The organism is Streptomyces sp. NPDC053474, from assembly GCF_044544845.1.
Classification (GTDB): Bacteria; Actinomycetota; Actinomycetes; order Streptomycetales; family Streptomycetaceae; genus Streptomyces.
The window spans coordinates 31,064-57,024 of the sequence record NZ_JBITXV010000004.1 but is presented as its reverse complement, the minus strand read 5'-3'; the positions used below and the strand labels follow the sequence as shown (position 1 = coordinate 57,024).

Annotated in this window: 23 protein-coding genes; 14 read left to right on the top strand and 9 right to left on the bottom strand. The window is 73.9% G+C overall.

The features are described 5' to 3' along the window. Positions 1–319 precede the first annotated feature (319 nt). Positions 320–1,225 (top strand): SGNH/GDSL hydrolase family protein, encoded by a 906-nt coding sequence (locus ACIG3E_RS10115; protein WP_399613651.1) that lies wholly within the window; start codon positions 320–322, stop codon positions 1,223–1,225. Between the two features lie 15 nt (positions 1,226–1,240). Here the strand turns inward: ACIG3E_RS10115 and ACIG3E_RS10110 are convergent, their stop codons facing one another. Both ACIG3E_RS10110 and ACIG3E_RS10105 read right to left on the bottom strand, forming a co-directional pair. After that, positions 1,241–1,618 carry a RidA family protein gene (locus tag ACIG3E_RS10110; protein ID WP_399613649.1) on the bottom strand — a complete coding sequence of 126 codons (378 nt, stop codon included), beginning with the start codon at positions 1,616–1,618 and terminating at the stop codon, positions 1,241–1,243. 18 nt (positions 1,619–1,636) lie between these two features. Next, a complete protein-coding gene (locus ACIG3E_RS10105) occupies positions 1,637–2,482 on the bottom strand; it encodes an NAD(P)-dependent oxidoreductase (protein ID WP_399613646.1) in 846 nt (281 codons plus the stop codon). A gap of 49 nt (positions 2,483–2,531) precedes the next feature. Here ACIG3E_RS10105 and ACIG3E_RS10100 point away from each other — a divergent pair, with 49 nt between their 5' ends. Further along, positions 2,532–3,491: a LysR family transcriptional regulator gene (locus tag ACIG3E_RS10100; RefSeq protein ID WP_399613644.1), complete on the top strand. Its 960-nt coding sequence runs from the start codon at positions 2,532–2,534 to the stop codon at positions 3,489–3,491. On the opposite strand, the gene ACIG3E_RS10095 is transcribed toward ACIG3E_RS10100, so the two are convergent. Continuing rightward, the gene (locus ACIG3E_RS10095; protein ID WP_399613641.1) at positions 3,423–3,998 is read right to left on the bottom strand and encodes a hypothetical protein; all 576 of its coding nucleotides are present in this window, start codon (positions 3,996–3,998) and stop codon (positions 3,423–3,425) included. The two genes, ACIG3E_RS10100 and ACIG3E_RS10095, sit on opposite strands and share 69 nt — an antisense overlap. Before the next feature lie 225 nt (positions 3,999–4,223). On the opposite strand from ACIG3E_RS10095, the gene ACIG3E_RS10090 reads away from it, so the two are divergent. Continuing rightward, entirely contained in the window at positions 4,224–5,495 is a 1,272-nt protein-coding gene (locus ACIG3E_RS10090; RefSeq protein WP_399613638.1) for a pyroglutamyl peptidase, read from the top strand. A 94-nt stretch (positions 5,496–5,589) separates the two neighbouring features. Here ACIG3E_RS10090 and ACIG3E_RS10085 read toward each other — a convergent pair whose 3' ends face one another. Continuing rightward, positions 5,590–6,399: an EI24 domain-containing protein gene (locus tag ACIG3E_RS10085; RefSeq protein ID WP_399613636.1), complete on the bottom strand. Its 810-nt coding sequence runs from the start codon at positions 6,397–6,399 to the stop codon at positions 5,590–5,592. 112 nt (positions 6,400–6,511) lie between these two features. Between ACIG3E_RS10085 and ACIG3E_RS10080 the strand changes: the two genes are divergently transcribed. After that, complete coding sequence (locus ACIG3E_RS10080; protein ID WP_399613633.1) at positions 6,512–9,073, top strand: M14 family zinc carboxypeptidase; 2,562 nt, start codon at positions 6,512–6,514, stop codon at positions 9,071–9,073. 213 nt (positions 9,074–9,286) lie between these two features. Here the strand turns inward: ACIG3E_RS10080 and ACIG3E_RS10075 are convergent, their stop codons facing one another. Both ACIG3E_RS10075 and ACIG3E_RS10070 read right to left on the bottom strand, forming a co-directional pair. After that, the gene (locus tag ACIG3E_RS10075; protein ID WP_399613631.1) at positions 9,287–9,715 is read right to left on the bottom strand and encodes an organic hydroperoxide resistance protein; all 429 of its coding nucleotides are present in this window, start codon (positions 9,713–9,715) and stop codon (positions 9,287–9,289) included. Positions 9,716–9,800: 85 nt separating this feature from the next. Further along, positions 9,801–10,835 (bottom strand): NADP-dependent oxidoreductase, encoded by a 1,035-nt coding sequence (locus ACIG3E_RS10070; RefSeq protein ID WP_399613628.1) that lies wholly within the window; start codon positions 10,833–10,835, stop codon positions 9,801–9,803. Between the two features lie 146 nt (positions 10,836–10,981). Between ACIG3E_RS10070 and ACIG3E_RS10065 the strand changes: the two genes are divergently transcribed. Beyond that, the gene (locus ACIG3E_RS10065) at positions 10,982–11,425 is read left to right on the top strand and encodes a MarR family winged helix-turn-helix transcriptional regulator (protein WP_399613626.1); all 444 of its coding nucleotides are present in this window, start codon (positions 10,982–10,984) and stop codon (positions 11,423–11,425) included. Between the two features lie 124 nt (positions 11,426–11,549). On the opposite strand, the gene ACIG3E_RS10060 is transcribed toward ACIG3E_RS10065, so the two are convergent. Together ACIG3E_RS10060 and ACIG3E_RS10055 are read right to left on the bottom strand one after the other, a co-directional pair. Next, the gene (locus ACIG3E_RS10060; RefSeq protein ID WP_399613624.1) at positions 11,550–12,815 is read right to left on the bottom strand and encodes a helix-turn-helix domain-containing protein; all 1,266 of its coding nucleotides are present in this window, start codon (positions 12,813–12,815) and stop codon (positions 11,550–11,552) included. Between the two features lie 7 nt (positions 12,816–12,822). Further along, positions 12,823–12,984: a hypothetical protein gene (locus ACIG3E_RS10055; protein ID WP_399613622.1), complete on the bottom strand. Its 162-nt coding sequence runs from the start codon at positions 12,982–12,984 to the stop codon at positions 12,823–12,825. Positions 12,985–13,351: 367 nt separating this feature from the next. On the opposite strand from ACIG3E_RS10055, the gene ACIG3E_RS10050 reads away from it, so the two are divergent. The 9 genes from ACIG3E_RS10050 to ACIG3E_RS10010 all read left to right on the top strand — a co-directional run bounded on the left by ACIG3E_RS10050 (position 13,352) and on the right by ACIG3E_RS10010 (position 24,968). After that, the gene (locus ACIG3E_RS10050) at positions 13,352–14,431 is read left to right on the top strand and encodes a DUF3068 domain-containing protein (RefSeq protein WP_399613619.1); all 1,080 of its coding nucleotides are present in this window, start codon (positions 13,352–13,354) and stop codon (positions 14,429–14,431) included. Between the two features lie 276 nt (positions 14,432–14,707). Beyond that, a complete protein-coding gene (locus ACIG3E_RS10045) occupies positions 14,708–15,886 on the top strand; it encodes a glycosyltransferase family 4 protein (protein WP_399613617.1) in 1,179 nt (392 codons plus the stop codon). Continuing rightward, positions 15,883–16,620, top strand: coding sequence for a class I SAM-dependent methyltransferase (locus ACIG3E_RS10040; RefSeq protein ID WP_399613614.1), 738 nt, complete (start codon positions 15,883–15,885; stop codon positions 16,618–16,620). Before ACIG3E_RS10045 ends, ACIG3E_RS10040 begins: the two co-directional genes overlap by 4 nt. Further along, entirely contained in the window at positions 16,617–21,053 is a 4,437-nt protein-coding gene (locus tag ACIG3E_RS10035; RefSeq protein ID WP_399613612.1) for an alpha-(1->3)-arabinofuranosyltransferase, read from the top strand. The genes ACIG3E_RS10040 and ACIG3E_RS10035 overlap by 4 nt, the downstream gene beginning before the upstream one ends. Continuing rightward, positions 21,050–22,396, top strand: a complete 1,347-nt coding sequence (locus tag ACIG3E_RS10030) for a condensation protein (RefSeq protein WP_399613610.1) — start codon at positions 21,050–21,052, stop codon at positions 22,394–22,396. Before ACIG3E_RS10035 ends, ACIG3E_RS10030 begins: the two co-directional genes overlap by 4 nt. Next, complete coding sequence (locus tag ACIG3E_RS10025) at positions 22,393–23,157, top strand: class I SAM-dependent methyltransferase (RefSeq protein WP_399613608.1); 765 nt, start codon at positions 22,393–22,395, stop codon at positions 23,155–23,157. The genes ACIG3E_RS10030 and ACIG3E_RS10025 overlap by 4 nt, the downstream gene beginning before the upstream one ends. Positions 23,158–23,174: 17 nt before the next feature. Next, a complete protein-coding gene (locus tag ACIG3E_RS10020; protein ID WP_399614787.1) occupies positions 23,175–24,086 on the top strand; it encodes a hypothetical protein in 912 nt (303 codons plus the stop codon). Further along, complete coding sequence (locus ACIG3E_RS10015; RefSeq protein ID WP_399613606.1) at positions 24,083–24,316, top strand: Trm112 family protein; 234 nt, start codon at positions 24,083–24,085, stop codon at positions 24,314–24,316. Before ACIG3E_RS10020 ends, ACIG3E_RS10015 begins: the two co-directional genes overlap by 4 nt. A gap of 58 nt (positions 24,317–24,374) precedes the next feature. Next, on the top strand, positions 24,375–24,968 hold the full coding sequence (locus ACIG3E_RS10010) for a hypothetical protein (protein WP_399613604.1): 594 nt from the start codon (positions 24,375–24,377) through the stop codon (positions 24,966–24,968). A gap of 7 nt (positions 24,969–24,975) precedes the next feature. On the opposite strand, the gene ACIG3E_RS10005 is transcribed toward ACIG3E_RS10010, so the two are convergent. Next, on the bottom strand, positions 24,976–25,857 hold the full coding sequence (locus ACIG3E_RS10005; protein WP_399613601.1) for a hypothetical protein: 882 nt from the start codon (positions 25,855–25,857) through the stop codon (positions 24,976–24,978). Positions 25,858–25,961: the final 104 nt, after the last annotated feature.

Genomic DNA, 25,961 nt, shown 5'->3' with positions numbered 1-25,961 from the left:
GTGTTCCAGCTGTTCCTCGAATCCGAGGAAAGACAAGGAAAGACTGAAAACCGGACAGATGTGACGTGATGTAATTTAGCGGAACCGAAAAAAATCGGTTGCCACTGGGTGGCGAGGCTACCGTGATGTGAGGCAAGGATTGTGACGTACCGTCGGTCCGCATGCCGGGCAACACGGATGTTTCACTCGCTGGGAGGCCCGTTGCCCCCCGGCCGGGTGTCCGTCGGCCGTCGCCGGGACATCTCACCATGCGGTGGCACGCAACCTGAAGGGCCCGTACGACGTCCCGTTGGACGACTACGGGACAGAGGGGACGAGTATGCGGAACTCACGGCGCCGCTCCCGGGCCGCCGTCGCCGTCGCGGCGGCGGCTCTGACCGGCATCGCCACGCTCACCGCGTGTGACGCGTCGGGCGGTGACGACCCGGCGCCGAACGGCCCCTCCGCGCAGGACAGAGCGGGCCGCAAGGCCGTGCCCGAGTGGGACGGGAGCCCCCGCTCCCTGGCCGCCGTCGGCGACTCCATCACCCGTGGCTTCGACGCCTGCTCGGTGCTCTCCGACTGTCCCGAGGCGTCCTGGGCGACCGGCAGCGACGGCGAGGTGCGCAGCCTCGCGCAGCGGCTGCTCGGCAGGCAACGCGCCGCCACGCACAGTTGGAACTACGCCAAGACCGGCGCCCGCATGGCCGATCTGCCCGGGCAGATGGAGCAGGCCGCCGCCCGGCGGCCCGAGCTCGTCACCGTGATGGCGGGGGCGAACGACGCCTGCCGGTCCTCCGTCGCCGAGATGACGCCGGTGGCCGAGTTCCGGGCGGACTTCGAGGACGCGATGGCGGCGCTGCGCGCCACCCGGCCCACGGCGCAGGTGTACGTGGCGAGCGTGCCGGACCTCAAGCGGCTGTGGTCCGAGGGCCGCGAGAACCTGCTCGGCAAGCAGGTGTGGAAGCTCGGCATCTGCAAGTCGATGCTCCAGGACGCGGACGCGACGGACCGGGCCGCCACCCAGCGCAGGGAGTCCGTGCAGGAGCGGGTCGTGGCGTACAACACGGTGCTCAAGGAGGTCTGCGCCAAGGACCTGCGGTGCCGGTACGACGGCGGGGCGGTGTTCGACTTCCGCTTCGGCGGGGACCACTTGAGCCACTGGGACTGGTTCCACCCCAGCAAGAGCGGCCAGGCGCGGCTCGCCGAGATGGCCTACCGCGGCATCACCTCCCGCCGCCCCTGACCGGCTGACCGGCTCCTAGGGGGTCACCGCCACCACCTCCACCTCGATCCGCGCCTGGGGCTGGAAGAGGCGGGCCACCTGGACCGTCGTGCTGGTGGGCGGCGTACCGGTGAGGTAGGCGCAGCGCACGTCGCCGTAGCCGGGCAGGTCGTCCATGTCGGTCAGGTACGTACGGATGTTGATGATGTCGTCGAGGGTGGCGCCGTACGCGGCGAGGAGGGCGGTGAGGGCCTCGAAGATGCCCCGGCTCTGCTCGGCTATGCCGTCGCCCTCGGCGATCTGGCCGGAGACGTGCAGGAGCGCGTGGCCGTCGGCGAGCGGGACGCGGGCGACCTGGGAGTAGGGGCCGAGGGGCTGGGGCGCGTCGGCGGGGTTGTCCAGGGTGGCGTACATGGGTGCGGGCTCCGGTCTTCAGTCGGTGTGGGCGGCGCGGCCCCGGATGCGGGCCACGGCGTGGGAGATGTCCTGGTGGGCGGTGTCGGGGTCGGCGGCCGCGGCCTCGAAGTGGGCCGCGACGGCCTCCGTGACGGGGAGGCGGGCGACCCGCGCGGCCAGCGCGGTGTCCTTCGCGGCGAGGTCCGCGCCGAAGTGCACGTCCTGGGCGAAGGCGCGGTGCGCGGCGCCGCCGAGGGGCCCTTGGGCGAGGGCGGTGCGCACCGCGTCCCCGTCCAGGCCGAGCGCGTCGGCGAGGGCGAGGACCTCGGCGACCAGGGCGACACCGCCGAGCAGCGCGGTGTTGACGACGAGCTTGAGGGCGGCGCCGGACCCGGCGGGGCCGGTGCGGGTCACGGTGCCGAGCCGGGCGAGCACGTGCGCGACCCCGTCGGCGTCGCCGCCCGCGAGGATGCCGAGCTGCCCCGCCGCGGCCTTGTCCGTGCTGCCCGCGACGGGCGCGTCGACGAGCGTGACGCGGCCCGCGGCCCGCTCCCCCAGCTCCTTGACGAGGTCCGGCCCGACGGTCGACATCTCCACCCAGTACGCGCCCTCGCGGACGGCGGGGAGGATCGCGTCGGCGACGGACCGCACGGCGTCGGGGCCCGCGAGCATCGTGATCACGACGTCGGCGTCCCGCACGGCGTCGGCGGGCGAGGCCGCGAGGCGCGCGCCCTGGGCGACGAGCGGCTCCGCCTTCGCGGCGGTGCGGTTCCAGACGGTCAACGGGTGCCCGGCGGCGAGCAGGTGGCGGGCCATGGGCGTGCCCATGTGGCCGAGGCCGAGGAAGGCGATGCGTTCCGGCTGCGGTGTGCGCTGTTCCATGGGGACGACGCTAGGACCGGGCATGTGATGCGACAAGCGAATGTCTAGCATGGCTGGCATGCAGACTGCGCATGGCGGAGCGGACGGCCCCGGGCCGGGGGCCGCCGACCTCTCCACCTACTGGCTGCGGGCCTTCCTTGAGGTGGCCGTCGAGGGCTCGTTCACGGTGGCGGCGCGGCGGCTGTCCCTGACGCAGTCGGCCGTGTCCCGCCAGATCGCGTCCCTGGAGGCCGCGCTCGGCGGGGCCCCGCTCTTCGACCGGCTGCCGCGCGGCGTGCGGCTCACCGCGCACGGGCGGGCCGTGCTGCCGCACGCGCGGGCCGTGACCGGCCAACTGTCGCGGCTGCGGCAGGAGTTGACGGACCTGGAGGGCGCCGCCGGCGGCCTGCTGCGGTTCGGGGCGTTCGCGACGGCGGACGTGGCCCTGGTGCCGCGCGCCATCGCCGCGTTCCGGGCCCGGCACCCCGGGGTGACGCTCACGCGTGAGGAGGGCTTCACCGGGCCGCTGCTGACCCGCCTCTCGGACGGCGAGCTCGACCTGGCCGTGGTGTCCACGACGGGCGGCCCGCTCCCTCAGGAGGCGTACGAGCTGCACCACCTCCTGGACGAGCCGCTGTACGTGGCCCTGCCCGCCGCCCATCCCCTGGCGGGCGAGGCCTCCTTGGGGCTCGCGCGGCTCGCCGGGGAGGACTGGATCTCCGGCAGCGCGGAGCCCGCGGGGACGCTGCTCGACGCCGCCCTGCGGCACGGCTTCCGGCCGCGCGTCGCCCACGTCGTCGCCGAGTGGACGGCCAAGCAGGGGTACGTCGCCGCCGGGCTCGGCGTCACGCTGATCCCGGCGCTCGCGGCCCAGGGCGTACGGCAGGACGTCGTGCTCGTCCCCGTCCACGACGAGGGCACGCCCGCCCGCGCGGTGTACGCGGCGACGGCGCGGGGGCGCTCACGCGCGCCCAGCGTGGAGCCGTTCCTGGCCGCCCTGCGGGAGTCCGGGCGGCTGCTCACCGACTGAGGGGCGTGCCGTGCGGCGGCGGTAGTAGGCCGCCGTCACCGCCATGAGCAGCGGGGCCCACAGCAGCAGCGGGGCGTAGCAGAGCACCAGGAACGCGTCCTGCGCGGGCGATCCCATGCCGCCGGGGCCGATGCCCGAGTCCATGCCGGTGCCCACGCTCCAGAAGGCGAAGCCCCAGATCACGGCGAGCGCCACGGAGCCGAGCGCGGCCGGGACCACGGCGGCGAGCGGGCGCACCGGGCGGCCGCCGAGCAGCGGCAGCCAGCGGGGCACGACCTCGCCCCACGGTCTGACCAGGCCGAGGGTCAGCAGGGCCAGGCCCTCCGAGACGGCGCTGAGCGCGAGGACGTACAGCGATTCGCCGGGCCCGGGGCGGTAGTCGGAGACGGGAAGGCCCAGGACGAGGGCGACGCGCCACAGGCTGGACGGCAGGACGACCCACGGCACGGCGTGCGCGGCGAGTGCGACCCGGCGGGGCACGCCGGGCAGGGAGGTGACTCTCAGCATGCGTTCCATGCTGGTGCGCGGGCCCGGCCGGGGCATCGGCTCCCGCGGTGGTCCGCCTCCGCCGCGCGGGGGAGGCGGGCCGGGCCTTGCGGCGGACACCCGCGGGCCGTGCGGCCGGTGCGGGCCTCACGGGCCGCGCCGCCCGGCAAAGATCCCGTACCCGTAGCGCGCGGCTCCCCCGCCCCGCGATACTGCGGCCACCTCACCTGCAACGGAAGGACTCTCGTGGCTTCCTCTCACATAGTCGGGCTCCGGCTCGGGGCCCTCGGCGCCGCGCTGTTGCTCGGGGCCTCGGCCGCACCCGCCCTGGCCGATTCCCCGGCCCCGCGCGGGGCCGCGCCCACCGTCGAGGAGCAGCGCCTGGAGCGCGCGGTGCCCCAGGAGATCCTGCGCCGCAGCGGCTTCGACGCGGTGGCGCCCGCCTTCGCGCGGGCCCTGGACCGCGCGCACTCGTACGGGCAGGCCGAGCGGATCGTCGTACGCCACGGGCAGGCGCTGTGGAAGCGCGCCGTGGACCGGGTGCAGGGGCGGGGACCGAGCGGCGGGGACTTGAGCCGGGATGACGACCGGCCGCTCTACTGGGCGCGGCTCGGGATGACGCGGGAGCTGCGGGCGTGGCAGCCCGAGGGCCTCGGACTCGGCGCGGAGCAGCGCGCGCGGCTGCTGCGGAAGCTGGAGGTGTCGTCCCGGGGCCAGGACGCGGTGACGTACCCCCACGGGCACGGCAAGCGGATGAAGCGGGTGCTCCTGACCGGCTTCGACCCGTTCACGCTGGACCGGGACGTCCGGATCAGCAATCCGTCCGGCGCGACGGCGCTCGCCCTCGACGGCACGGTCGTACGGACGGCCGCGGGCCCCGTCCGGATCGAGACGGTCACGTTCCCGGTGCGCTGGACGGACTTCGCGGACGGGGCGGTGGAGCGGGCGCTGCGGCGGCAGCTGCCGCGGGTGGACCTGTTCACGACCGTCAGCCAGGGGCGGGTCGGCAAGTTCGACATCGAGCGGACCAACGGCGCGTGGCGCGGGGGCTTCGGCGACAACGAGAACCTGTCGAGCACCGGCACCGTGCCGGTCTCCGACCCCGCGTCGCAGCCGCAGTGGACCACGACGACGCTGCCGTACAAGGACATCGTGGCCGCCTCCACCGGGCGCTTCCCCGTGTACGACAACACGGCCGTCACCGAGATCCCCGCGGGCGGCAGCACGCCCGTGAACCGGCCCGACGGGCCGACGCCCGGGTCGGTCGCGCGCCAGGGCGGGGGCGGTGACTACCTGTCGAACGAGATCGCCTACCGGGTGACGCTGCTGCGTGATCGCCTCGGGCTGCGCGACCGGCTGCCCGGTGGGCATGTGCACACGCCGGTGCTGCAGTTCGGGGCGGGCAACACCGACCCGGCGGCCGGGGCGGTCACCGATCCCGAGTTCCTGCGCAACCGGGCCGACATCGTCGGGCAGACGCGGCGGATCGTGGTGGCCGCGGTGGAGGCCCGAGGCTAGCTGCCCTCGCGGGTGGCGCCCCAGGCCCGCCCCTTCCCGCTCCGGGGGCTGCCGCCCCCGCACCCCCGCTTGACCGGCGCTCCGCGCCTCGTCCTCAAACGCCGGACGGGCTGAAACCCGGTGGCCGTACGACCGGAGCGGCGTCGTCATCGTCGGTGGCGGCGTCGTCTTCATTGAGCAGGTCGCGGGCCATCAAGGTCGCGCCCGCGACCGCGCCCGGCATGAGGAAGACGGCGACGAAGGGGACCAGGAACGCCACCGCGAGGGGTGCGCCGAAGCCCCAGGCGAGGGGCTTGCGGGCGCGCAGCAGGGCGAGGCGCTCGCGGAGCTGGACGCCCCGGCGCTGGAGGGCGACCGCCGTCAGCTCCTCCGCCAGGAAGAAGCCGGTGACGAGGAAGCCGAGGACGGGGATCACCGTCTGGCCCACGACGGGCAGGAAGCCGAGCCCGAAGAGCAGGACGCTCCACAGCAGGGCCCGCACCACGATCCGCAGGCTGTCGCGCGCGGAGATCCACAGGTCGCGCCAGAGCGGCAGGCCCGACTCGGGGGCGAAGCCCGCCACGGAGATGTCGACCTGCTCCGACAGGGACTCGTAGAACGGCTCCCCGATGAGGAGGGTCACGGCGGTGAAGCTCACCACGGACAGGAGCAGGGCGAGGGCGAAGAGCAGGGCGGTGAGGAAGCCGCGGAACGTGCCCTGCCACGGGTCGCCCCAGTCGTCGGCGAACGGCGTCGCCCAGGACACCAGGTCGGTGCCCCACAGCGCGAGCGCGACGAGCGCGGCCGCGTACAGCACGAGGGTGATGAGGCCCGGCAGCAACCCCCAGCCGTAACTCTTGCGGTGCTGGGCGACCCAGCGCTGCCCCTTCACCAGATAGCCGAAGCCCTGACCTAGATCACGCATGCGGCACACCTTATCCGGTGGGTGAAAACCCCCTTGTTGCGGCGGAGTTCACCCTGTAGACCTCCCCTACCTGATCTCTCAGGGCTCTCAGGATCTTCCAAGGGAGGTACGGATGGGGACATCCCGGCCATCCAGACCGGTTCTGCTCACCGCCTCGGCCGCCGCGGGCACGCTGCTGTTCACCGCGCTCACGCCGGGCGGCGCCAGCGCCGACCCCCGGCCCGCGCCGCGCCCCGTCGTCCGCGACGGGACGCCGCTCGACTCACCCGACAAGGCGGCGAGGACGCCCGAGGCCGCGGCCCGGCGGGCGCTGGAAGGCGCCGACGTGCCGCTGGGCACGGGCGCGGTCCGCGGCTATCCGCGCGAGCGCAGGCTCGCCCCGGAGCCGCCGGACCCGGCCGACAAGTCCATCAAGCTGGGCCTGACCCCGTACCACGCCATCGCGCCCGAGCTGAACGAGATCCAGAAGATCGGCGACCGGGTCAGCGTGGAGATCGCCGGGCGTTCGGCGGGCGGCCACGAGCTGTACCTGGTGACGGTGACCGCGCCCGAGTCGGCCCGCGAGGCGGCGCGGCAGGAGCGGATGCGCCGCCTCATCAGCGAGGCGCCCGCCGCGGCCGCCAAGGACAAGGCGATCAAGTCCGCGTACAAGACGCCCGTGTTCATCAACAACAACATCCACGGCAACGAGTGGGAGGGCACGGACGCGGCCCTCAAGCTGATCAGGAAGCTGGCGAAGGCGCGGGACGCCGGGACGCGGCGGCTCCTCGCCCGCAACCGCCTGTACTTCAACGTCACCATGAACCCCGACGGCCGGATCGCGGGCACCCGGCAGAACGCGAGCGGCTTCGACCTGAACCGCGACTTCATCACCGCGTCGCAGCCCGAGGCGCGCGCGGTGCGGCGCATCGCCGTCACCAAGCAGCCCGCCGTGATGATCGACCTGCACGGCTACGTCAACGGCACGCTGATCGAGCCGACCACGCCGCCGCACGGCGAGAACTACGAGTACGACCTGTTCCTGAAGAACAGCTACGCCAACGCCCTCGGCATGGAGAAGGCCGTCAACGGCCTCGGCTACACCGAGGCGAAGGACGGCGTAAAACCGGCGATCATCCCGTTCCGGGACCAGAAGGAGGGCTGGGACGACTGGCCGCCCATCTTCACGCCGCAGTACATGCCGTTCCACGGCGCGGTCGCGGCGCACACCATCGAGTTCCCGATGCAGGTCAACAACGAGGAGTACGACTCCCAGCCGGTCGCCGAGCTGCGCCGCCGCGCCGCCATCAACGTGGACGTCGCGGGCGCGGCCATGAAGGCGAGCATCGGCTTCGCCGACCGCAGGGGACGGTCGCTGATCGCGGACCAGATCGAGGTGTTCCGGCGCGGCGCGGCGGGCGCGAAGCAGGTGCCGGTGTCGAAGGACACGGTGCCCGGGGTGCCCGGCATCGGCCCGGAGGACGTCTACACGACGACGTTCCCGCGCGCGTACGTGATTCCGGCGGGCGGCCGTGACCAGCGCTCGGCGGCGGCCGCGTCCCGGCTCGTGGACCACCTGCTCGCTAACGACGTGCGCGTGCGGCGCGCCACCGGGGACTTCCGGCTCGGCGGGCGCGCGTACGCGAAGGGCTCGTACGTCGTCGACATGCGCCAGCCCAAGCGGGGCCTGGCGAACGTGATCCTGGCCGACGGCCGTGACATCAGCGCCAAGGTGTCGACCATGTACGACATCTCGGGCTGGAGCCTCGGGCGGCTGTGGGGCGCGTCCGTGCGGTCGGTGGACCGGGGCGACCCGGCGCGGGTCCCGGCCCGGCGCGTGCACGCCGCCACCCCGGTCGCGCGGGTCGCGCCGCGCGGTGACCTGCGGCTGCGGCTCGACGACCCGCGCGAGGTCGCGGCCCTGAACTCGCTGCTCGGGGACGGGGTCGCGGTGCGCGACGCCGGGGACGGCGGCGCGATCGTGCCCGGGTCCGCGCGGCGGCTCGCCCGGGAGGCCGCCGCCGAGTACGACGTCGCCTTCCACGCGACCCGGGAGCGCGGCGGCGAGGTGCTGCGGCGCACGCGGGTCGCGGCCGCGGTGACGCCGGGCGAGCTGTTCGCGCTGCGGGAGATGGGCTTCGACGTGGTGCCCGTGTCGACGAACGCCCTCAACTCCGGTTTCGACTGGGGCAGGACGGACGTGCTCTTCGTGTCGGCGGGCCTGGACCACGCGAAGCTGAACGCCGGGGCGAAGTCCCGGCTCGACGCGTTCTTCGCGCGCGGGGGCCGTCTTGTGGGGCGCGGCGCGGAGGGCGCCGCGCTGAACTCCGCGGCCGGGCTGCTGCCCGTCACCGCCGTCGAGGGCAACGGCGACGCCAACGGCGTGGTGCGCGTGCGCGATGCCCGCGGGGCGGCCGGGTTCAGCTTCGTCTACGCGCCGGTGTGGTTCACGGGGCTCGGGGGCGGGGTGCGGGTCGAGCAGGCCTATGGCTCGGGGAATCCGCTGGTGTCCGGGCACTGGCGTCCGGCGGACGGCGGACGCGGTGGGCCCTCCGACGCGGCGGGGCAGGCGTCGGTCGTCGCCGGTGACGCCAGGGGCTCCCGAGTGACCCTGTTCGGCACGGAGCCCCTGTTCCGGGCGCACCCGAAGGGCGAGTACGCCCAGGTGGCGCGGGCGCTGTTCGCTGCGCGCTAGCCCTCGCGGGGCGCCCCGCCGTGCCCATCAGCGCGCTCCGCGCGCGGGCACCCCTTCCCGATCCTGGGGGCTCCGCCCCCCAGACCCCCGCTCCTCACACGCCGGAGGGGCTGAAAAACCCCGCCCACCCGCCCCCCCTTGGCAGGGGGGCGGGTGGGCGGGGGAAGCAAGCGCGTCAGCGCGAGCCAACGCTGCTCAAGGCGCCCCGCCAGGTCACGCCAGCTTGATGTCGACCTTGATGTTGCCGCGCGTCGCGTTCGAGTAGGGGCACACCTGGTGGGCCTGCTCGATCAGGGACTTGGCGGTGGCCGCGTCCACGTTCGGGATGGAGGTCACGAGCTCTACCTCCAGGCCGAAGCCGCCGGACTCGGTCTGGCCGATGCCCACCTTGGCGGTGACCGTGGAGCCGGAGATGTCGGCCTTCTCGCGGCGGGCGACGACGCCGAGCGCGCCCTGGAAGCAGGCGCTGTAACCGGCGGCGAAGAGCTGCTCGGGGTTGGTGCCCGCGCCGCTGCCGCCCAGCTCCTTCGGCGGGTTCACGACGACGTCGAGCTTGCCGTCGTCGGAGGCGACCCGGCCGTCGCGGCCGTTCTCCGCGGTGGCCACGGCCGTGTACTTGACGTCGATGTTCTGGATGGACATGGGTGTCGAATCCTCCTGGTGTGTGCCGTTCCGCGCGCCCGTCGGCCCGGCTATCTGGAATTACCTTACCGAGTAGCGGAAGTTCTCAGCCGTCGAGCGAGACGATCATCTTGCCGGTGTTCTCGCCGCGCAGCATGCCGAGGAACGCGTCCACACCGCTGTCGATGCCGTGCGCGAACGTCTCGGTGTACTTCAGCTCGCCGGAGCGGACCCAGGCCCCGACCTCGCGCACGAACTGCGGCTGGAGGTTCTCGTGGTCGCCCACGAGCATGCCCTGGAGCCGCAGGCGCTTGCCGATGATCATGGCCATGTTGCGCGGGCCCGGGGTCGGCTCGGTGTCGTTGTAGCCCGCGATCATGCCGCAGATGGTGGCGCGACCGCCCACGTTCATGCGGCTGATGGCGGCCTCCAGGTGCTCGCCGCCCACGTTGTCGAAGTAGACGTCGACGCCGTCGGGGGCCACCTCCTTGAGCTGGTCGACGACCGGCTTCTCGTCCTTGTAATTGAAGGCCGCGTCGAAGCCGTACTCCTCGACCAGGAGCTTGACCTTGTCGTCCGAGCCCGCCGAGCCGACGACGCGCGCGGCGCCCTTGAGCCGGGCGATCTGGCCGACCTGGCTGCCGACCGCGCCCGCCGCGCCGGAGACGAAGACGGTGTCGCCCTCCTTGAAGGAGGCCACTTCGAGCAGGCCCGCGTACGCCGTCAGGCCCGTCATGCCGAGTACGCCCAGGTACGCCGAGAGCGGGGCCGCCTCCGGGTCCACCTTCGTCGCGTACCGCACGGGCACCGAGGCGTACTCCCGCCAGCCCGAGAAGTGCAGCACGTGGTCGCCCACCGCGAAGCCGTCCGCGTTCGAGGCCACGACCACGCCGACCGCGCCGCCGTCCATGGGCTGGTCGAGCTGGAACGGCGGGATGTACGACTTCACGTCGTTCATCCGGCCGCGCATGTACGGATCCACGGAGAAGTGCAGGTTCCGGACCAGGACGCGGCCTTCCGCCGGGGCCTCGACGGGGACCTCCCGCAGCGCGAAGTCCTCCGGGACCGGCCAGCCGTGCGGGCGGCGCACGAGGTGCCAGGCGCGGCCGGTGGCGGGGAGCTGCTCGGGGGTGACGGACATGGGGGCGTCCTCCTCAGACTTCCTCGGACGTCAGGCCCCGGGCGCCGTCGGGGGTGCGAGGGCTGCGGGGCCTAATGCTTCAGGTTCTGAAATAAGCATGCGCTTCGATATTTTAGATTGTCAAGTAAATGGGTACGCTGTGAGACATGGTCACCAAGGACTCCCCCGCCCCCCGGATCGACCCGCTGACGCTCGAGGTCGTCGAGCTGATCGGCACGGTCGTGGCGCGCTATCACGAGGAGTACGAGGTGGCGGCGGGCAAGCACGCCCTGACCGGGGCGCAGGCCCGCGTCCTCGGGCTGCTCTCCCTGGAGCCGATGCCGATGCGGCGCATCGCCCAGAAGCTGAAGTGCGAGCCGTCGAACGTGACCGGAATCGTCGACCGCCTGGAGGCCCGGGGCCTCGTCGAGCGGCGCCCCGACCCGGCCGATCGCCGCGTGAAGCTGGCGGCGCCGACGGAGGAGGGGGTGCGGACCGCGCGGAGTCTGCGCGAGTCGCTCGACTTCGCGCGTGAGCCGTTGGCTCAGCTCTCCCGGGACGAGCGCGAGTCCCTTCGCGGGTTGCTGCGCAGGATGCTGGGCGAGGGCTAGCGCCCTCGCCTCCCCTTGTTCCCTTTCCTCTGCGGGTGCGTTGTGGCTGGTCGCGCCCACGCGGCGGAGCCGCACATCGATACAGCCCCGCGCCCCTTCGGGGCGCTCCGACGGGCGGAGTGGGTCAGGGGCGACCCAGTTCGCCGCGTAGGCGTCTGGCCCGCAGGACCAGTTCCAGTTCGAAGCGGCGGTCCGGGTCGTCGATCTCGTCGCCCCACAGCTCCCGGATCTGCCGCAGGCGATAGCGCACGGTTTGCGGGTGCACACCAAGGCGGGCGGCTACCTCGGGGGCGCCGCCGCGGGTCTCCAGCCAGGCGAGCAGCGTCTGCGCGAGACGGCGGCCGTGGGCGGGCCCGCAGTGTTCGAGGGGGGCGAGACAGCGCCGGGTGAGGTCCTCGATGAGCTCCTCGGGCTGGAGCAGGACCAGGGCCTCGGTGTGCTCGGTGCAGTGCAGCACCTCGCCCGCGGGCAGCAGTCCGCGCTGCATCAGGCCGACCGCCGCCTGCGCCCAGCGCAGCGACTTCGCGGCGTCGGCGAGCGGCACGGGCGGGCCGATGGCGCCGGACCAGCCGGTCATGGCGCGGCGGAGGAGTTCGGGGCGGCCCGCCGCCTCCGGGTCGGGCACGACCATGCGGGGCTGCTCGGCCTCCATGTCGAGCAGCACGCCCTCGCCGACGGCCGGGGCGACCGCCTCGCGCGCCGGACGGAGCAGCACGCCGACGGCGACGCGCTCGGGCAGCGGCCAGCCGACCCGCGCTGCCCGCTCGTCGAGTCCGCCCTCGGCGCCGAGCACGGCGTTCGGCTGCGGCTCGGGGCGGCGCTCGGCGAGCAAGGACTCCATCAGCTTGCGTTGCAGCCGCAGCCGCTCCCCGGCCTGGCGGGCCGCGGCCTCGGCGTAGCCGCGTACCGACTGGTCGACCAGGCCGTCCAGGTACTCGAAGCCGGACTCGGCGAGTTCGTACATGGCCGGGGGCGGGATCTCGGTCTGCTGGCCGATCTCGGCGAGGCGGCGCCAGGCGAGCCGGACGCCGAGGCGGTAGATCGCCTGGAGCGAGTCGAGGCTGCGGCCTTCGAGGCCCTCGCCGCGGCCGAACTCCTGGAAGACCTCGGGGTGGTAGCGCGGCCGGTCGGCGGCGGCCAGCTGCTGGACGAAGCCTTCGAGGGCGCGCCGGATGCCGACGAGCGCCATGGGCTCGCCGGAGTCGTCGAGGACGACGGGCAGGCCCGGATACTCGGCGCGGATCTCCCGCAGGATGTCCTGGGCGAGCACGGGCACCTCTTCGAGGGCCAGCGCGGCGAAGCGTCTGACCTGGAGGGGCGGCACGTCGCGCCAGGCGGAGCGAGTCATGGTCGGGCGCTCGCTCTCGGAGACGTCGGGGGCGGCGGACATGGCCGGATCACTGGTCCCGCTGGTCGCGGTCGGGTGAGTCGTAGTGGACGAGCGGCCGGTTGGGCTGGTCGGGCGTGGCGTTCAGGAGCGCGACGACGCCGAATCCTGCGCCCACGGCGAGGGCCGCGGCGACGGCTACGGTCAGTGCCGCGGCGAGCATTCTGTGCATACGAGGGTCAGCCTCTCTGCTGGAGGTCGTACCCCACCCTGATCACGAACTGTCCGGTTACACAGAGTCGATAACCGGCCCGTCGCCGGCCCCGCCCGGCGGTGCCCAGTGTCGACAACCATTGACACTGCGTCAAGGGTCCGCCTAGCGTTCGCGGCTCATACGGGTCAGTAACACCGTGGCGACAGCGACGCAGCGATTCGGGCAACTCATCGGCAACAGATCCGAAGCGCCTGCGCAACTCATCGGTAATGCCTCACAGTTGAGCGGCCGACCAGTGTGCGACCGATCCGTGATCCACCGCTTTTTCCGCACCACAGCTCTGTGTTCGACCGTCCCCCTGTTCACCTCACGGCAGGAGCGCCGGATGACGCGCCGTACAGCCTCGCCCTTGTCCCTGGTCCTGCTCGGCCTCGGCGCCTTTCTGCTGGTCCTGGCCCCGATGCTGGCCTGGTACGTCGAGCCGCGGGCGAAACGCACGCCGATCGACGTAGACCAGATCACCGTCTTCGAAGGGACGGGCAGCTATTTCGATACCGAGAAGATCAAGACCGTAGAGGACCAGCACCTCACCATCACCCGGCAGGTGCGCGGCGACGTCGCCGACAGCGAGAAGTCGGGGCGGGCGATCTGGGACGTGTCCACGTCCGTCGACCCGGACAAGTCGCTGCCCGCCGCCGATCCGCACGACTCGCTCCAGTGGACGCTGGAGCGCTGGGTGACCGACCGCAAGACCAACAAGCCCGTGCACTGCTGCGGCGAGAAGCCGTACTTCGAGGGCGAGGCGTACCTCAAGTTCCCCTTCGACGTGCAGAAGCGCGCCTACCTGTGGTGGGACAGCACCCTCGGCGACACCGTCCCGCTGACGTACCAGGGCCCGAAGAAGGTCCAGGGGTACGAGGGCTACCGCTTCACCGGCGAGGTGAAGGCCACGAAGGCCGGGACCCGGCAGGTGCCGGGGCGCCTGGTCGGGCTGCCCAAGCGCGGCCAGGTCATGGCCGAGGAGTGGTACGCGAACCACAAGATCGAACTGGTCGCCGACAAGCGCACAGGGCGGATCATCTACGCGGCCATCGGCCCGCGCAAGACACTGCGCGCGCCCGGCGGCAAGACGGACCGCACGGTGCTCCTGGACAGCCAGCGCATCGCGTTCAACGAGAAGACGCAGCGGGCCCAGGTCAAGCTCGCCAAGGACGACAGCTCGCGCCTGAAGCTGGTCGGCGAGACCCTGCCGCTGCTCAGTGTGGTCCTGGGCGGGGCGCTCGCGCTGTTCGGCGGCGCGCTGGTCCTGCGGGGCCGGAGCGCGGGCACGAACGGGGTGAACGACCCCCACGACCCGAACGACCCGAACGGCCCGGATGGCTCGAACGGGCACGGTGGAAATCCGGATGCGGAAGGTCCACATTCTGATATCTCACGAAGCGCCCTGCAAACCAGCACGAAATGATGAGACGTCAGATCTAAGAAGGCCTGAAATTGTCACGCCGGTGAGTAGCCGCACCGTTCGGTGCGGCGAAAACTAACCACCCCACCCACAAACGCCGGCCCGCACCACCCCCCGAGCACCCCGCACCCCCCGACCGACCTGCGGGATTCCGCCCCCACGCGCCACCCGGAACCCCGCCGAGCACCACCCGTCCGCCACCACAGCGAGGAAGAGCGCCACCGCACCGCCGTCCGATCCCCCCACAGTTCCGCACCCTGAGACGAGTTGGAGCACCCCATGCCCCAGCACGTGCCGTCGTCGCTGCGCCCCGCCGCCCAGCGGCCCGCGCGGCTCCTGCCGGCGCTTCCCCCGCAGCCGCGCCGGATCGCCTTCCTCGCCCGCCGCGATCTCGGCAACCCCGCGGCAGGCGGCTCCGAACTCCTCGTCGACCGCCTGGCCGACGGGCTGACCCGCGGGGGTCACCAGGTCACCCTGCTGTGCGGCGGCCCCGCCGCCTACCGCGACTACCGCGTGGTGTCCGCGGGCGGCGACCTGGGCCACTACCTGCGCGCCCGCTCGGCCTACCGCCGCCAGATCGGCGGCAGCGACCTGCTGGTCGAGGTGTGCAACGGCATGCCGTACCTGGCGCCCCTGTGGCACCGCGGCCCCACCCTCTGCCTGGTCAACCACGTCCACACCGAGCTGTGGGCGATGCGCTTCCAGGGCCCCCTCGCCCCGGCCGCCCGGCTCGGGCGCAGGCTCGAACACTGGGCGCTCGCGGGCGCCCAGCGCGGCAACCTCCTGGTCGCCGTCTCGCCCTCGACGGCCACCGCCCTGCGCGACCTCGGCGTCGACCGCGACCGCATCCGGGTCGTGCACAACGGCGTGGAGGAGCCGGGGCCGCTGCACGAGCGCTCCGACGAACCGCTCTTCCTCGCCATGGGCCGCCTCGTCGAGTACAAGCGCGTCGATCTGCTCCTGCGCCTGTGGGAGCGGGTCCGCCCGGTCACCGGCGGGCGGCTCGTCATCGTCGGCGAGGGCCCCGAGCGGGCCCGCCTGGAGCGGATGGCGGGCCCGGACGTGCAGTTCACCGGGCACGTCTCCGAGGCCGAGAAGCACCGGCTGCTGTGCGCCGCCTGGCTGCTCCTGCACCCCTCCGCCGTCGAGGGCTGGGGCCTGGTCATCACCGAGGCCGCGGTGCGCGGCACGCCCGCGATCGGCTTCGACGTACCCGGCGTACGGGACTCCGTCGAGGACGGCGTGACCGGCCTGCTCGCGGGCGGCGAGAGCTCCTTCGCCGCCGCCTGGTGCACGCTCGCGCTCTCCACCGAGCGGCGCCGGGCGTTCGGCAAGGCCGCGGCCGAGCGCGCCGCGCAGTTCCGCTGGGCCAACACGGTGCGGCAGTTCGCCGCGGTGGCCGCCGAGGCGGTCGCCGCGCACGAGCCCGCCCCGTCGTCCGCCGAGGGGTCCGGGTGAAGGATCCCTCGCTGCGCCGCTCCGCGACCCTGTTCCGGGCCTTCCTGCGGGAGCGGCAGGAACCGGAGCGCTGCTACGCGCTGCTCGCCCGCGACGCCGCCGACCAGGTCGAGCGGTATCTGCCCGTCAACGGCAAGGTGGTCGTGGACGTCGGCGGCGGCGCGGGCTACTTCACCGAGGAGTTCCGCAGACGCGGCGCGCAGGCGTTCCTCTTCGAGCCCGACCTGCAAGAGCTCGGCGCGCGGGACGCGAGCGGCGCCAAGCCGCCCGAGGGCGCGGTGGTCGCGGACGGCTATCTGCTGCCCGTGGCGACCGGCGCCGCCGACGTCACGTTCTCCTCCAACGTCCTGGAGCACGTCGCCGACCCGGAGACGTTCCTCAGCGAGCTGGTCCGGGTCACCCGGCCCGGCGGACTCATCTACGTGGCGTTCACGAACTGGCTGTCCCCCTGGGGCGGCCACGAGTGGGCGCCCTGGCACTACCTGGGCGCCGAGCGCGCCCGCGTCCGCTACGAGCGGCGCACCGGCACGCCCGCCAAGCACACGCTCGGCGTCAATCTCTTCGCGCACCACATAGGACCCACGCTCAGACAGGTGCGGGCGCGCGACGACGTCACCGTCGTCTCGGCGCGCTCGCGCTACTGGCCGTTCCTCGCCGAGTCCGTGGCGAAGGTACCGGGCGTGCGCGAGTTCACGACCTGGAACCTTCTCCTCATCCTCAGGCGGTGTCCATGACCACAACGGTCCAGGCCCCTCCCCCGGCCGCGACGCGGCCGACGGCGCGCCGGCCCGAACCCGAGCACGGCCCGCACCGGCGGCGCTGGCCCGTCGGGTTCTGGGCCGTCACGTTCGTGTGCTTCCTCGCGGTGAAGCCGGGGCGGATGACGTTCGACACCAAGCTGGGTGTCGCCGTCGATCCATGGCAGTTCCTGTCCGACCTCGGTCAGCTGTGGCACGACCGGGGCGGCTTCGGGGGCCTCCAGGACCAGTACATCGGGTACGCCTTCCCGATGTTGCCGTACTACGCGCTCACCGACCTGCTCCAGCTGCCGGTGTGGATCGCGGAGCGGCTGTGGTTCTCGCTGATCGTGACGGCCGCGTTCTGGGGCGCGCTGCGGCTCGCCGAGCGGCTCGGCATCGGCAGCCGCGGCTCACGGCTGCTCGGCGCGGTGGTGTACGCGCTGTGGCCGACGTTCACCGTGGTCATCGGCTCGACGTCGGCGGCGGCGCTGCCCGGGGCCTTCCTGCCGTGGGTGCTGCTTCCGCTCACCAACGACCGCGTGACCGCGCGGATCGCGGCGTTCCGCTCGGCGCTCGTCATTCCGTTCATGGGCGGCGTGAACGCGGCGTCCACGCTGGCCTCGCTGCTTCCCGTCGCGCTGTACCTGCTCTCGCGCCCGAACGGGCCGCGCAAGCGCAAGCTCATCGTCTGGTGGGTGCCGGGCGTCATCCTCGCCACCGCCTGGTGGGTGGTGCCGCTGCTGCTGCTCGGCATCTACGGCGAGAACTTCCTTCCGTACGTGGAGAACGCGGCCACCACGACCGGCACCATGTCGGCCACCGAGGCGCTGCGCGGCGCCGGGAACTGGGTGGCGTACCTGCACTTCGGCGACGCCTGGCTGCCCGCGGGCTGGACGGTGGCGACCTCCGTGGTCACCGTCGTGTGCTCGGCGCTCGCGGCCGGGCTCGGGCTCGCCGGGCTCGCCCGCCGCGACCTGCCGGAGCGGCGCTGGCTGACCCTGACGGTCCTCTCCACCGCCCTGGTCCTGCTCGCCGGGTACGGCGGCGCCTCCGGGGCACTCTTCCACGGCACGGTGCAGGACTGGCTGAACGGCTGGCTGGTGCCGTTCCGCAACATCTACAAGTTCCAGACGGGCCTCGCGCTCGCCCTCGCCCTCGGTCTCGCGCACCTGGCGGGCGTGGTGGGCCCCGCGCGCGGCGCGCGGGCCCTGCCCGGGCGGCGGTACGCGCCCCTGATCGCGGCCGTCCTGGTCCTTCCCGGTCTGCTGTGGCCGTACCTCAACGGCTCGATCCTGCAGCCCGGTTCGTTCAAGAAGCTGCCGAACCACTGGCAGGCCACGGCCGACTGGCTGGACAAGTACTCGCCGGACTCGCGCGCCCTGGTGGTGCCCGCGTCCGCGCACGGCATCTACACCTGGGGCTCCCCGATCGACCAGCCCCTGGACGTGCGGGCGGAGTCGCGCTGGGCCCAGCGCGACTACGTGCCCTTCGGCACGCCCGGCAACCGGCGCGCCATGGACGCCGTCGAGCAGGCCCTGATGACGGGCAGTCAAGTCCCGGGCCTCAAGGACTACTTGACGCGGGCGGGCCTGTACTACGTGGTCGTGCGCAACGACCTCGACCCGGACCAGATCGGCCACGTCCCGACGGCGACCGTCAAGCGCACCCTGGAGCAGTCCGGCTATACGCGGGTGACCGGCTTCGGCCCCACCCAGACCGGCGGCCGCATCGCGAACGACACGCCCGTGCAGGTCGAGGGCCTCTACCCGCGCCAGCGCGCGGTGGAGATCTACACGCCGGGCAAGGACACCCCGCGGCCGGGCCAGGCGGGCCTGAAGCCGGTGTCCAACACGGCCGTCGTCAGCGGCGGCCCGGAGGCACTGCTCCCGCTGTCCGCCGATCCCCAGCTGCGCGACCGCCCGGTGGTCCTGACCGGGGACAACCACCCCGGCCTCGGGTCCGCGCCCGGGCTCCAGGCGGTCGGTGACGGCCTGCGGCGCGCGGACACGCGGTTCGGCCTGGTCAACACCAACACCTCGTACACGTACACCCGCGACGAGCGGAACGCGCCGGACGCGCTCCAGGATCCGGGCAAGAAGCCGCACCAGATCCTGCCGACCAAGGGGATCGAGCACCAGACGACGGCGGAGCTGCGCGGCGCGAAGTCGGTGACGGCGTCCTCCTACGGCAACTGGCTCTTCCACCTGCCGCAGTACGACCCCGTGAACGCCTTCGACGGCAACCCCGACACGGCCTGGACGGAAGGCAACCCGGGCAGCCCCGACGGCGAGTGGATCAAGGCGGAGTTCCGGAAGAAGACGCACGTCCCGGCCTCGTTCAAGGTGAGGCCGCTGCCCCAGGACGGGGTGCGGGCGGCCCCGACGCGGGTGCGGGTCGAGACCGAGAAGGGCGAGAAGGAGTCGTTCCTCAAGGCCAACGGCACGACGCAGCGCGTCGCCGCCGTGCCGGGCGACACCGACTGGATCAAGATCACCATCCTGGACTCCCAGGTGGCGACGGAGGGCCTGACCGGCGCCGGGTTCGCGGAGATCAGCATCCCCGGCGTCCAGGTGACCAAGCTGCTGCGGATGCCCAACGACGTGAAGGGCACGGAGGGCGCCGACGCCGACGCGACGACGTACTCCATGCACCGCTCGGCCGACCTCAGCGGCCTGTCGCCGGTGACCTCCGAGCCGGGCCTGCACCGCCGGTTCACGACCGAGGGGCAGGACACGTACGACGTGCGGATGAGCGCCGTCGCCACGCCCGGGTCCGCGCTCGACGAGCTGCTCTACGACGTGGCTCCCGACCAGCGCCAGCAGATCCGCGCCAGCGCCGACTCCACGTCCGGCCTCGGCACGGGCCTGTCCGCGCGCAATCTGACGGACGGCGACCTGACCACCGCGTGGATCGCCGGGGACAGCCCGGTGATCCATCTGCGCTGGCCCGGGAAGGTGCCCGTCGGTGAGATCGTCCTGCCGCCCGCGGGCGGTCTGTCGACGCGCGCCGAGAAGATCGAGATCAGCTCGCCGGACGGCGCGGCGGTCGCCGGTGTCGACGAGAACGGCATGGCGCGCTTCACGCCGATCACCACCGACCGGCTCGACATCACCATCACCAAGACCGCGCCGCTGACCCTGCACAACCCGGTCGCGGACAAGAAGCTCCAGCTGCCGGTGGGCCTGACCGAGGCGTACATCCCGGCGCTCGACCAGTACCGCACCAAGCAGCCGCGGGCCGGGCGCACCTTCGAACTCGCCTGCGGCCAGGGCCCCGAGGTGGCCGTCGACGGCAAGCTGTACCCGACCTCCGTGAAGGGCACCGTGCGCGACCTCGTGCAGCGGCGGCCCGTCGAGGTCACGCTGTGCGAGCGCGGCGAACGGCGGCCGAAGCCCCGGCCCGAGGTGAACCTGGGCGCGGGCGAGCACACCGTGGAGGCCGGTGACGCGGGCCCGCTCAAGCTCACCGACGTCACGCTGACGCGCGGCACGCCCGGCAACCTCGACACCACCGCGCGCGACCTGCGCGTCAAGGACTGGCTTGGCGACCGGCGCGAGCTCGCCGTCGGGGACGGCGCGGCCTCGTACCTCACCACGTACGAGAACGTCAACGACGGCTGGAAGGCCACCCTGAACGGCGAGGAGCTGCGCGAGGTGCGGCTCGACGGCTGGCAGCAGGGCTGGCTGATCCCGGCGGGCGAGGGCGGCACCGTCAAGCTCAGCTACGAGCCGTCCACGGCGTACGAGGCCGGGCTCATCGGCGGTGGCGTCGGCGTCCTCGCGCTCGTGGTGCTGGTGTTCGTGCGCCGCAAGGACGCCAACCCGGACGGCCCCGACGTGGCGCCGCCCGCGCCCGGCGCGGTCCTCGGCACGGTGGCCCTGACCCTGGTGGCCGTGGTCGTCGCGGGCTGGTTCGCGCTGCTCGTGCCCGCCCTCGCGGTGCTCGCGTGGCGGCGGCACCAGCTGCTCGCGCCGCTGGCCTTCGTCGCGCTCGCCGGGGCGGGGATCGCCGCCGCCGTCGGTGCCGGGGAGACGGTCGCCGCGGACGAGGGGGCCTTCGGGCACGCGGCCCAGATCATGGCGTTCATCGGCCTGTTCGCGGCCCTGGTGGCGGTGCGCGATGCCGCCCCGGCGGGGGCCGCGGGCCCGGGCGGAGCGACCGTGCCCGCTCAGGCCGCGCCGCCCGCGGGATCGCCGCGGCCACCCGCGGCCGGGCCGGGCGCCGATGCCGGGACTCCCCCGGGCGGTGACCCGCTCGCGAAGCCCGCGCCGGGCCCGGCCGCGCGGCCCGCCGGGCCGTCGGACAGCGACCCGTCCGCGACGACGCTGCCGCTCGGCCCCGACCGCGGCCCGGGGGCGCCGCCGCTGCCGCACCGCGAGCGGAAGTCCGGCGACGGCACGGAGCAAGGAGAGGACCACCAGGCATGACCGCGCTGGAACACCCGGCACGGCGCGCGGACGGCCCCGGCCGTCCGCGGCGCCGGGTGCCGTTCCCCGTCGTCGACGAGGTCGCCCGGCACTGCCTCCAGGAGGAGGAGCCGGAGACCGTCCACATCGAGGTGCACCTGCCGGGCGCCCCGGACCCGGACCGGCTGCGGGCGGCCTTCACCGAGGCGCTGCGCCGCCATCCGCGCATCCTCATGCGCGAGGCGCGCGGCGCCTGGTACCGGCGCCGCTACGAGTGGGAGCTGACCGACGGCCCCGACGTGGAGGCCGTCTCCTTCCCCGAGGCCCGGGCGGACGGCCTGCGGCGGGCCCGGGAGCGGGCGCTGTGCGACGCGCCGCCGCTGACCGCGTCCCCGCCGGTGCGCCTGGAGGTCGTCGCCGCGCCGGAGGGGAGCGGGGCGGCCAGCGTCCTGTTCCTCACCATCAACCACACCGCCCTGGACGGCCCGGCCTGTCTGCGCGTCCTCGCCACGGCCGCCGAGCTGTACGGGGGCCGGGACAACGCGCCCGCCGCGCCCCCGACGCGCACGCCCGCGACCGCCCCGGCCGCGGACGCGCCGGAGCTGCCCTCGCCGTGGGCCCCGCCCGCCCGCGTGGCCCACGGCGCCCCCGAGCCCTCGCCCGGCAACGGCATGCTGGTCGCGGAGCTGCCGGTGCCGCGCCGCCCCAAGGGCTCGCCGTTCACCGTCAACGACCAGCTGATGATCGCGACCGCCCTGATGATCGCCCACTGGAACCGCGAACACGGGGCGAAGCCGCGGCCGTTGCGCATCACCATGCCGGTGGACGACCGCCCCCGCGACATGTCGATGCCCATCGGCAACGGCACCCGGCTCGTCGAAGTCCCCTTCGGCGCCGACGAGCTGACCCCGCTCCTCGACACCGAACCGCGCCCCGAGGACGTCCGTACGCTCCTGCGCCGCACCTCCGACCGCACCCGGGCCCTCAAGGCCCTCTCCCGGCCGCAGCTCGGCCACGGCGCGACGCTGCTCACCGCGCCGGTCCTGCCGGTCGGGGTGCGGGCGGCCGTCACCCGGGGGCTGCGCAGGGCCGCCGCGCCGTGGACGTCGACGACGCTGCTGAGCAACATCGGCCGGATCCCGTACGCGCTCGACTTCGGGGACGCCGGGGCGGCGCACGCGGTGTGGTTCTCGGCGCCCGCCCGCATGCCGCGCGGCCTGACCGTGACCACCGCCTCCACCGGGGGCCGCCTGCACCTGGCCCTGCGCTGGTCCCGGACGCTGCTCGGCCACGGCGACGGCGCCCATCTGCGCGACCTCTTCGAGCACTACCTCCACGTCACCGAGGAGGAACCCGCCCCATGACGACGACCGGCACGACCGGGGCCGCGGCGCGGCCCGCGCCCGAACGCCCGCGCGGCCTGCGGGACTTCTACGAGAACCCGGCCGTCCCCGTCGCCTCCGGTGACGCCCGCAGCCTGCGGCAGGCCCGGATGCTCGCCGCCGCGCTCGGGCCCGCCACGCGCGGCGCCCGCGTGGTCCTCGACGTGGGCTGCGGCGACGGCTCCGCCGCCCGGGTCGCCGCGCCCCTGCTCGCCGGGCACCGCGTCGTCGGCGTGGACTGGTCCCAGGACGCGCTGCGCCGCGCGAGCGGCCACCTGCCGTACGTCGTGCGTGGCGAACTCACCGACGGCGGCCTTCCGTTCGCGTCCGGGACCGTGGACGCGGTGCTGTTCAGCGAGGTCGTCGAGCACCTCGTCGACCCCGACGCCGCGCTCGACGAGCTGCGCCGCGTGCTGCGCCCCGGCGGCCACCTCATGCTGTCCACGCCGAACCTCGCCGCCTGGTACAACCGCGGCCTGCTGCTCGCCGGGGTGCAGCCGGTGTTCTCCGAGGTGAGCCTGCGCGCCATCCACGGCCGCCCGGGGCGCGAGGTCGTCGGGCACCTGCGCCTGTACACCGCACGCGCGCTCAAGGAGTTCGTGGCGGCCTCCGGCTTCGACGTGGTCCGGCTCGCGGGCGCGCCCTTCCACGGCGTGCCCCGGCCGCTGCGGGCCCTGGACCGGCTCGCCTGCGCCGTGCCTGGCGCCGCCTCGATCCTGCTGCTGCACGCCCGAAGGGCCTGAGGCCCATGTGGGTGGGTGTGGTGGCGGCGCTGCTCGCGAACGTCCTCTACAGCACCGGTTTCGTCCTGGAGAAGCGGGCCCTGTCCGCGATGCCGTCGGTGAGCGTGCGGGCGCCGCTGCGGCTGCTCGGGCAGGTCGTCTCCAGCCCGCTGTGGCTCGGCGGCTCCCTCGCGCTCGCGGCGGGCTTCGGCGCGCAGCTCGCCGTCTACCGTACGCTGCCGATCGCCGCCGCCCAGGGCATCTTCGTCTCCGGCCTCGTCCTGCTCCTGCTGCTGTCCTCGCGGCTGCTCGGCGAGCGGACCTCGGGGCGCGAGCGCATCGCCGTCGGCGCGATCCTGGTCGCGCTGCTCATGGTGGTGCTCTCCCTCGACGAGGGCGCCGACACCGTGGGCAAGGACGCCCCGGTGGCCCTGGTCCTGCTGGTCAGCCTGCCGTCGCTCGCCCTCGGCGTCTGGCTGTACGCGAACGGCGAGCGCCGGGCCGGACAACAGCACCGGCAGCCGACGTCCGGCGTGGAGTACGGCGTCGCCGTCGGCCTGCTGTACGGCGTCAGCTCGCTGGCCATCAAGGGCGTCTCCAGCTCGCTGACGACGCACGACATCGGCGGCGCGCTCCTCGACCTGCTGCGCTCGCCCTACCCCTATCTGCTGCTGTTCACCGGCGCGTTCGGCCTGGTCATGTCGCAGGCGGCGCTCCAGCGGTGCCGGGCCTCGCTGATCGTACCGGTGTGCACGACGGTGACGAGCCTGTTCACCGCGGTGCTCGGCACGCTCGCGTTCGGCGAGGCGCTGCCCCACGACCCGGCGCGCCTCGCGCTGCGCGTCGCGGGCACGGCCCTGGCCGTGACCGTCCTGCTCGTCATGCCCAAGCACGACGCGCCGCCCGCCGCCCACACCCCCACGCCTCCCAAGGAGCTCACCTCAGGATGAACCCCGACGACCCCCTCCTGAAGATCCTCGCCTGCCCGCTGGACAAGGGGCCGCTGGTGCTCGTGCTGCCCGAGCGGTCCGGCCCTGCGGAGGCGGACCAGGCCCTGTACAACCCGCGCCTGCGCCGCCGCTACCCCATCGTCGACGGCATCCCGCAGCTCCTTCCGTCCTCCGGCGAGCAGGTCACCGAGGAGGAGCACGAGCGGCTCCTGACGCAGACCGCTCCCTGAAGCCGGGGCGCGGAGGGGCCGTCCACCCCCGGCCGGGCGATGGGCCACGATGGGTCCCATGCCCTCAAGTCCCTCCGCGCCCTTCACCCCGCTGGACTTCCAGCTGGTGCTGCTGCGCCGCATGGCCGACCACAACCCGGACCTCGTCGAGGACGCCCGGCACGCCCTCGGCGCCTCCATCGGCGAGATGCGCGAGGCCAACCGGCGCTGGCAGGCGATGGTGCGCTCCCCGCGGTCACGGGCCGCCGTCTCCCGGTACCGCTCGGTGCTCGGCGAGCCCGCGGCCACCGCCCGGCGCACCATCGGCGACCTGGAGTGCGAGGCCCTGCTGTGGCCGGTGCCGCTCTGGCCCGACCTGCGCTTCGAGGTGCTGCTCGGGCCGCGCAACGCCGTCTGGAACGAGTGGCTGGTGCGGGCCCCCGGCGCCGCACCCCCGGCCCTGCGCACGCTCGCCGACCTCACGCCCTGGTCCTGCACGGTCGACGAGGCCGCCCGCGCCTTCGCCCCCGCGCGGCCGATGGAGGGCACGGCGCCGACGCGGTGGCGGCTCGCGTTCAGCGCCGCGGACGGGGAGACCGGGCGGCCGCGGGCGTGCGTGGCGGAGTTCACCTGGGGCCTGTTGCAGCGGGTCTCGTACCCCGAGGGCCCCTAGGGTCTGGTCACTGCCCGGCCGCCTTCACGATCAGCTCCGCGACCACCGGCAGGGACTCCGGGTGGACGTCGAGGAACAGGTTCGGCTCGATCAGCTCCAGCTCCATGACGTGCGGCGTACCGTCGTCGCCGTCGACCAGGTCCACGCGGGCGTACAGCAGCTCGGGGGCGCCGGGCACGGCGGCCAGGGCGCGCTCGGCGAGGGCGAGTTCGGCGTCGGTGGGCCGCCAGGCGCGGACGTCGGGGTGCGAGGTCTTGTCGGCGTCGTACGCGGTGCCCGGGGTGAGGACGGCGCCCTTGCGGATGGCGTGCCGGTAGTGGCCGCCGAAGAAGATCAAGGCGCGCTCGCCGGTGGTGTCGATCCGGCTCATGTAGGGCTGCACCATCGCGGTGAGGCCCTCGGCGGCCAGCCGGGCGAGGTGGGCGCGCGCGGCCGCGTGCTCGCCGGGGCCGTAGCGCCCCGCGAGGTGGGAGCCGCCGCCGACGGTGGGCTTGATGACGAACTCGCCCGCGGGCAGGTCCGGTTCCGCGCCGGACCCCGGGGCCGCGTACGCCGTCGGCACGGTCGGCACCCCGGCCGCCGTCAGCTCGCCCAGGTACCGCTTGTCGGCGTTCCAGCGCACGACGTCCGCCGGGTTGGCGAGCCGCGTGGCCGCGGCGACGCGCTCGGCCCAGGCCGTGAACTCGGCGACGTGCTCGATGTAGTCCCAGGTCGAGCGTATGAGGACGAGGTCGTACGCGCCCCAGTCGACGTCCGGGTCGTCCCAGTACGCGACTCGCGTGGTGGCGCCCGCCGCGCCGACGGCCCGCGCGAGGTCCGGCAGGTCGCGGTCCACGGCGCCGATGTGGTCCTGGGGCCGGAAGGTGGCAAGGGCGACGGCGAGGGCCACGGGCGCTCTCCTCGGGTACGGGGGCCCGGGGCGGGCACCATGGAGCCGGACGACGGAAGCCGCAGGCTAACCCGCACCTCCCCCACCGGGAAAGCGCATTTCTC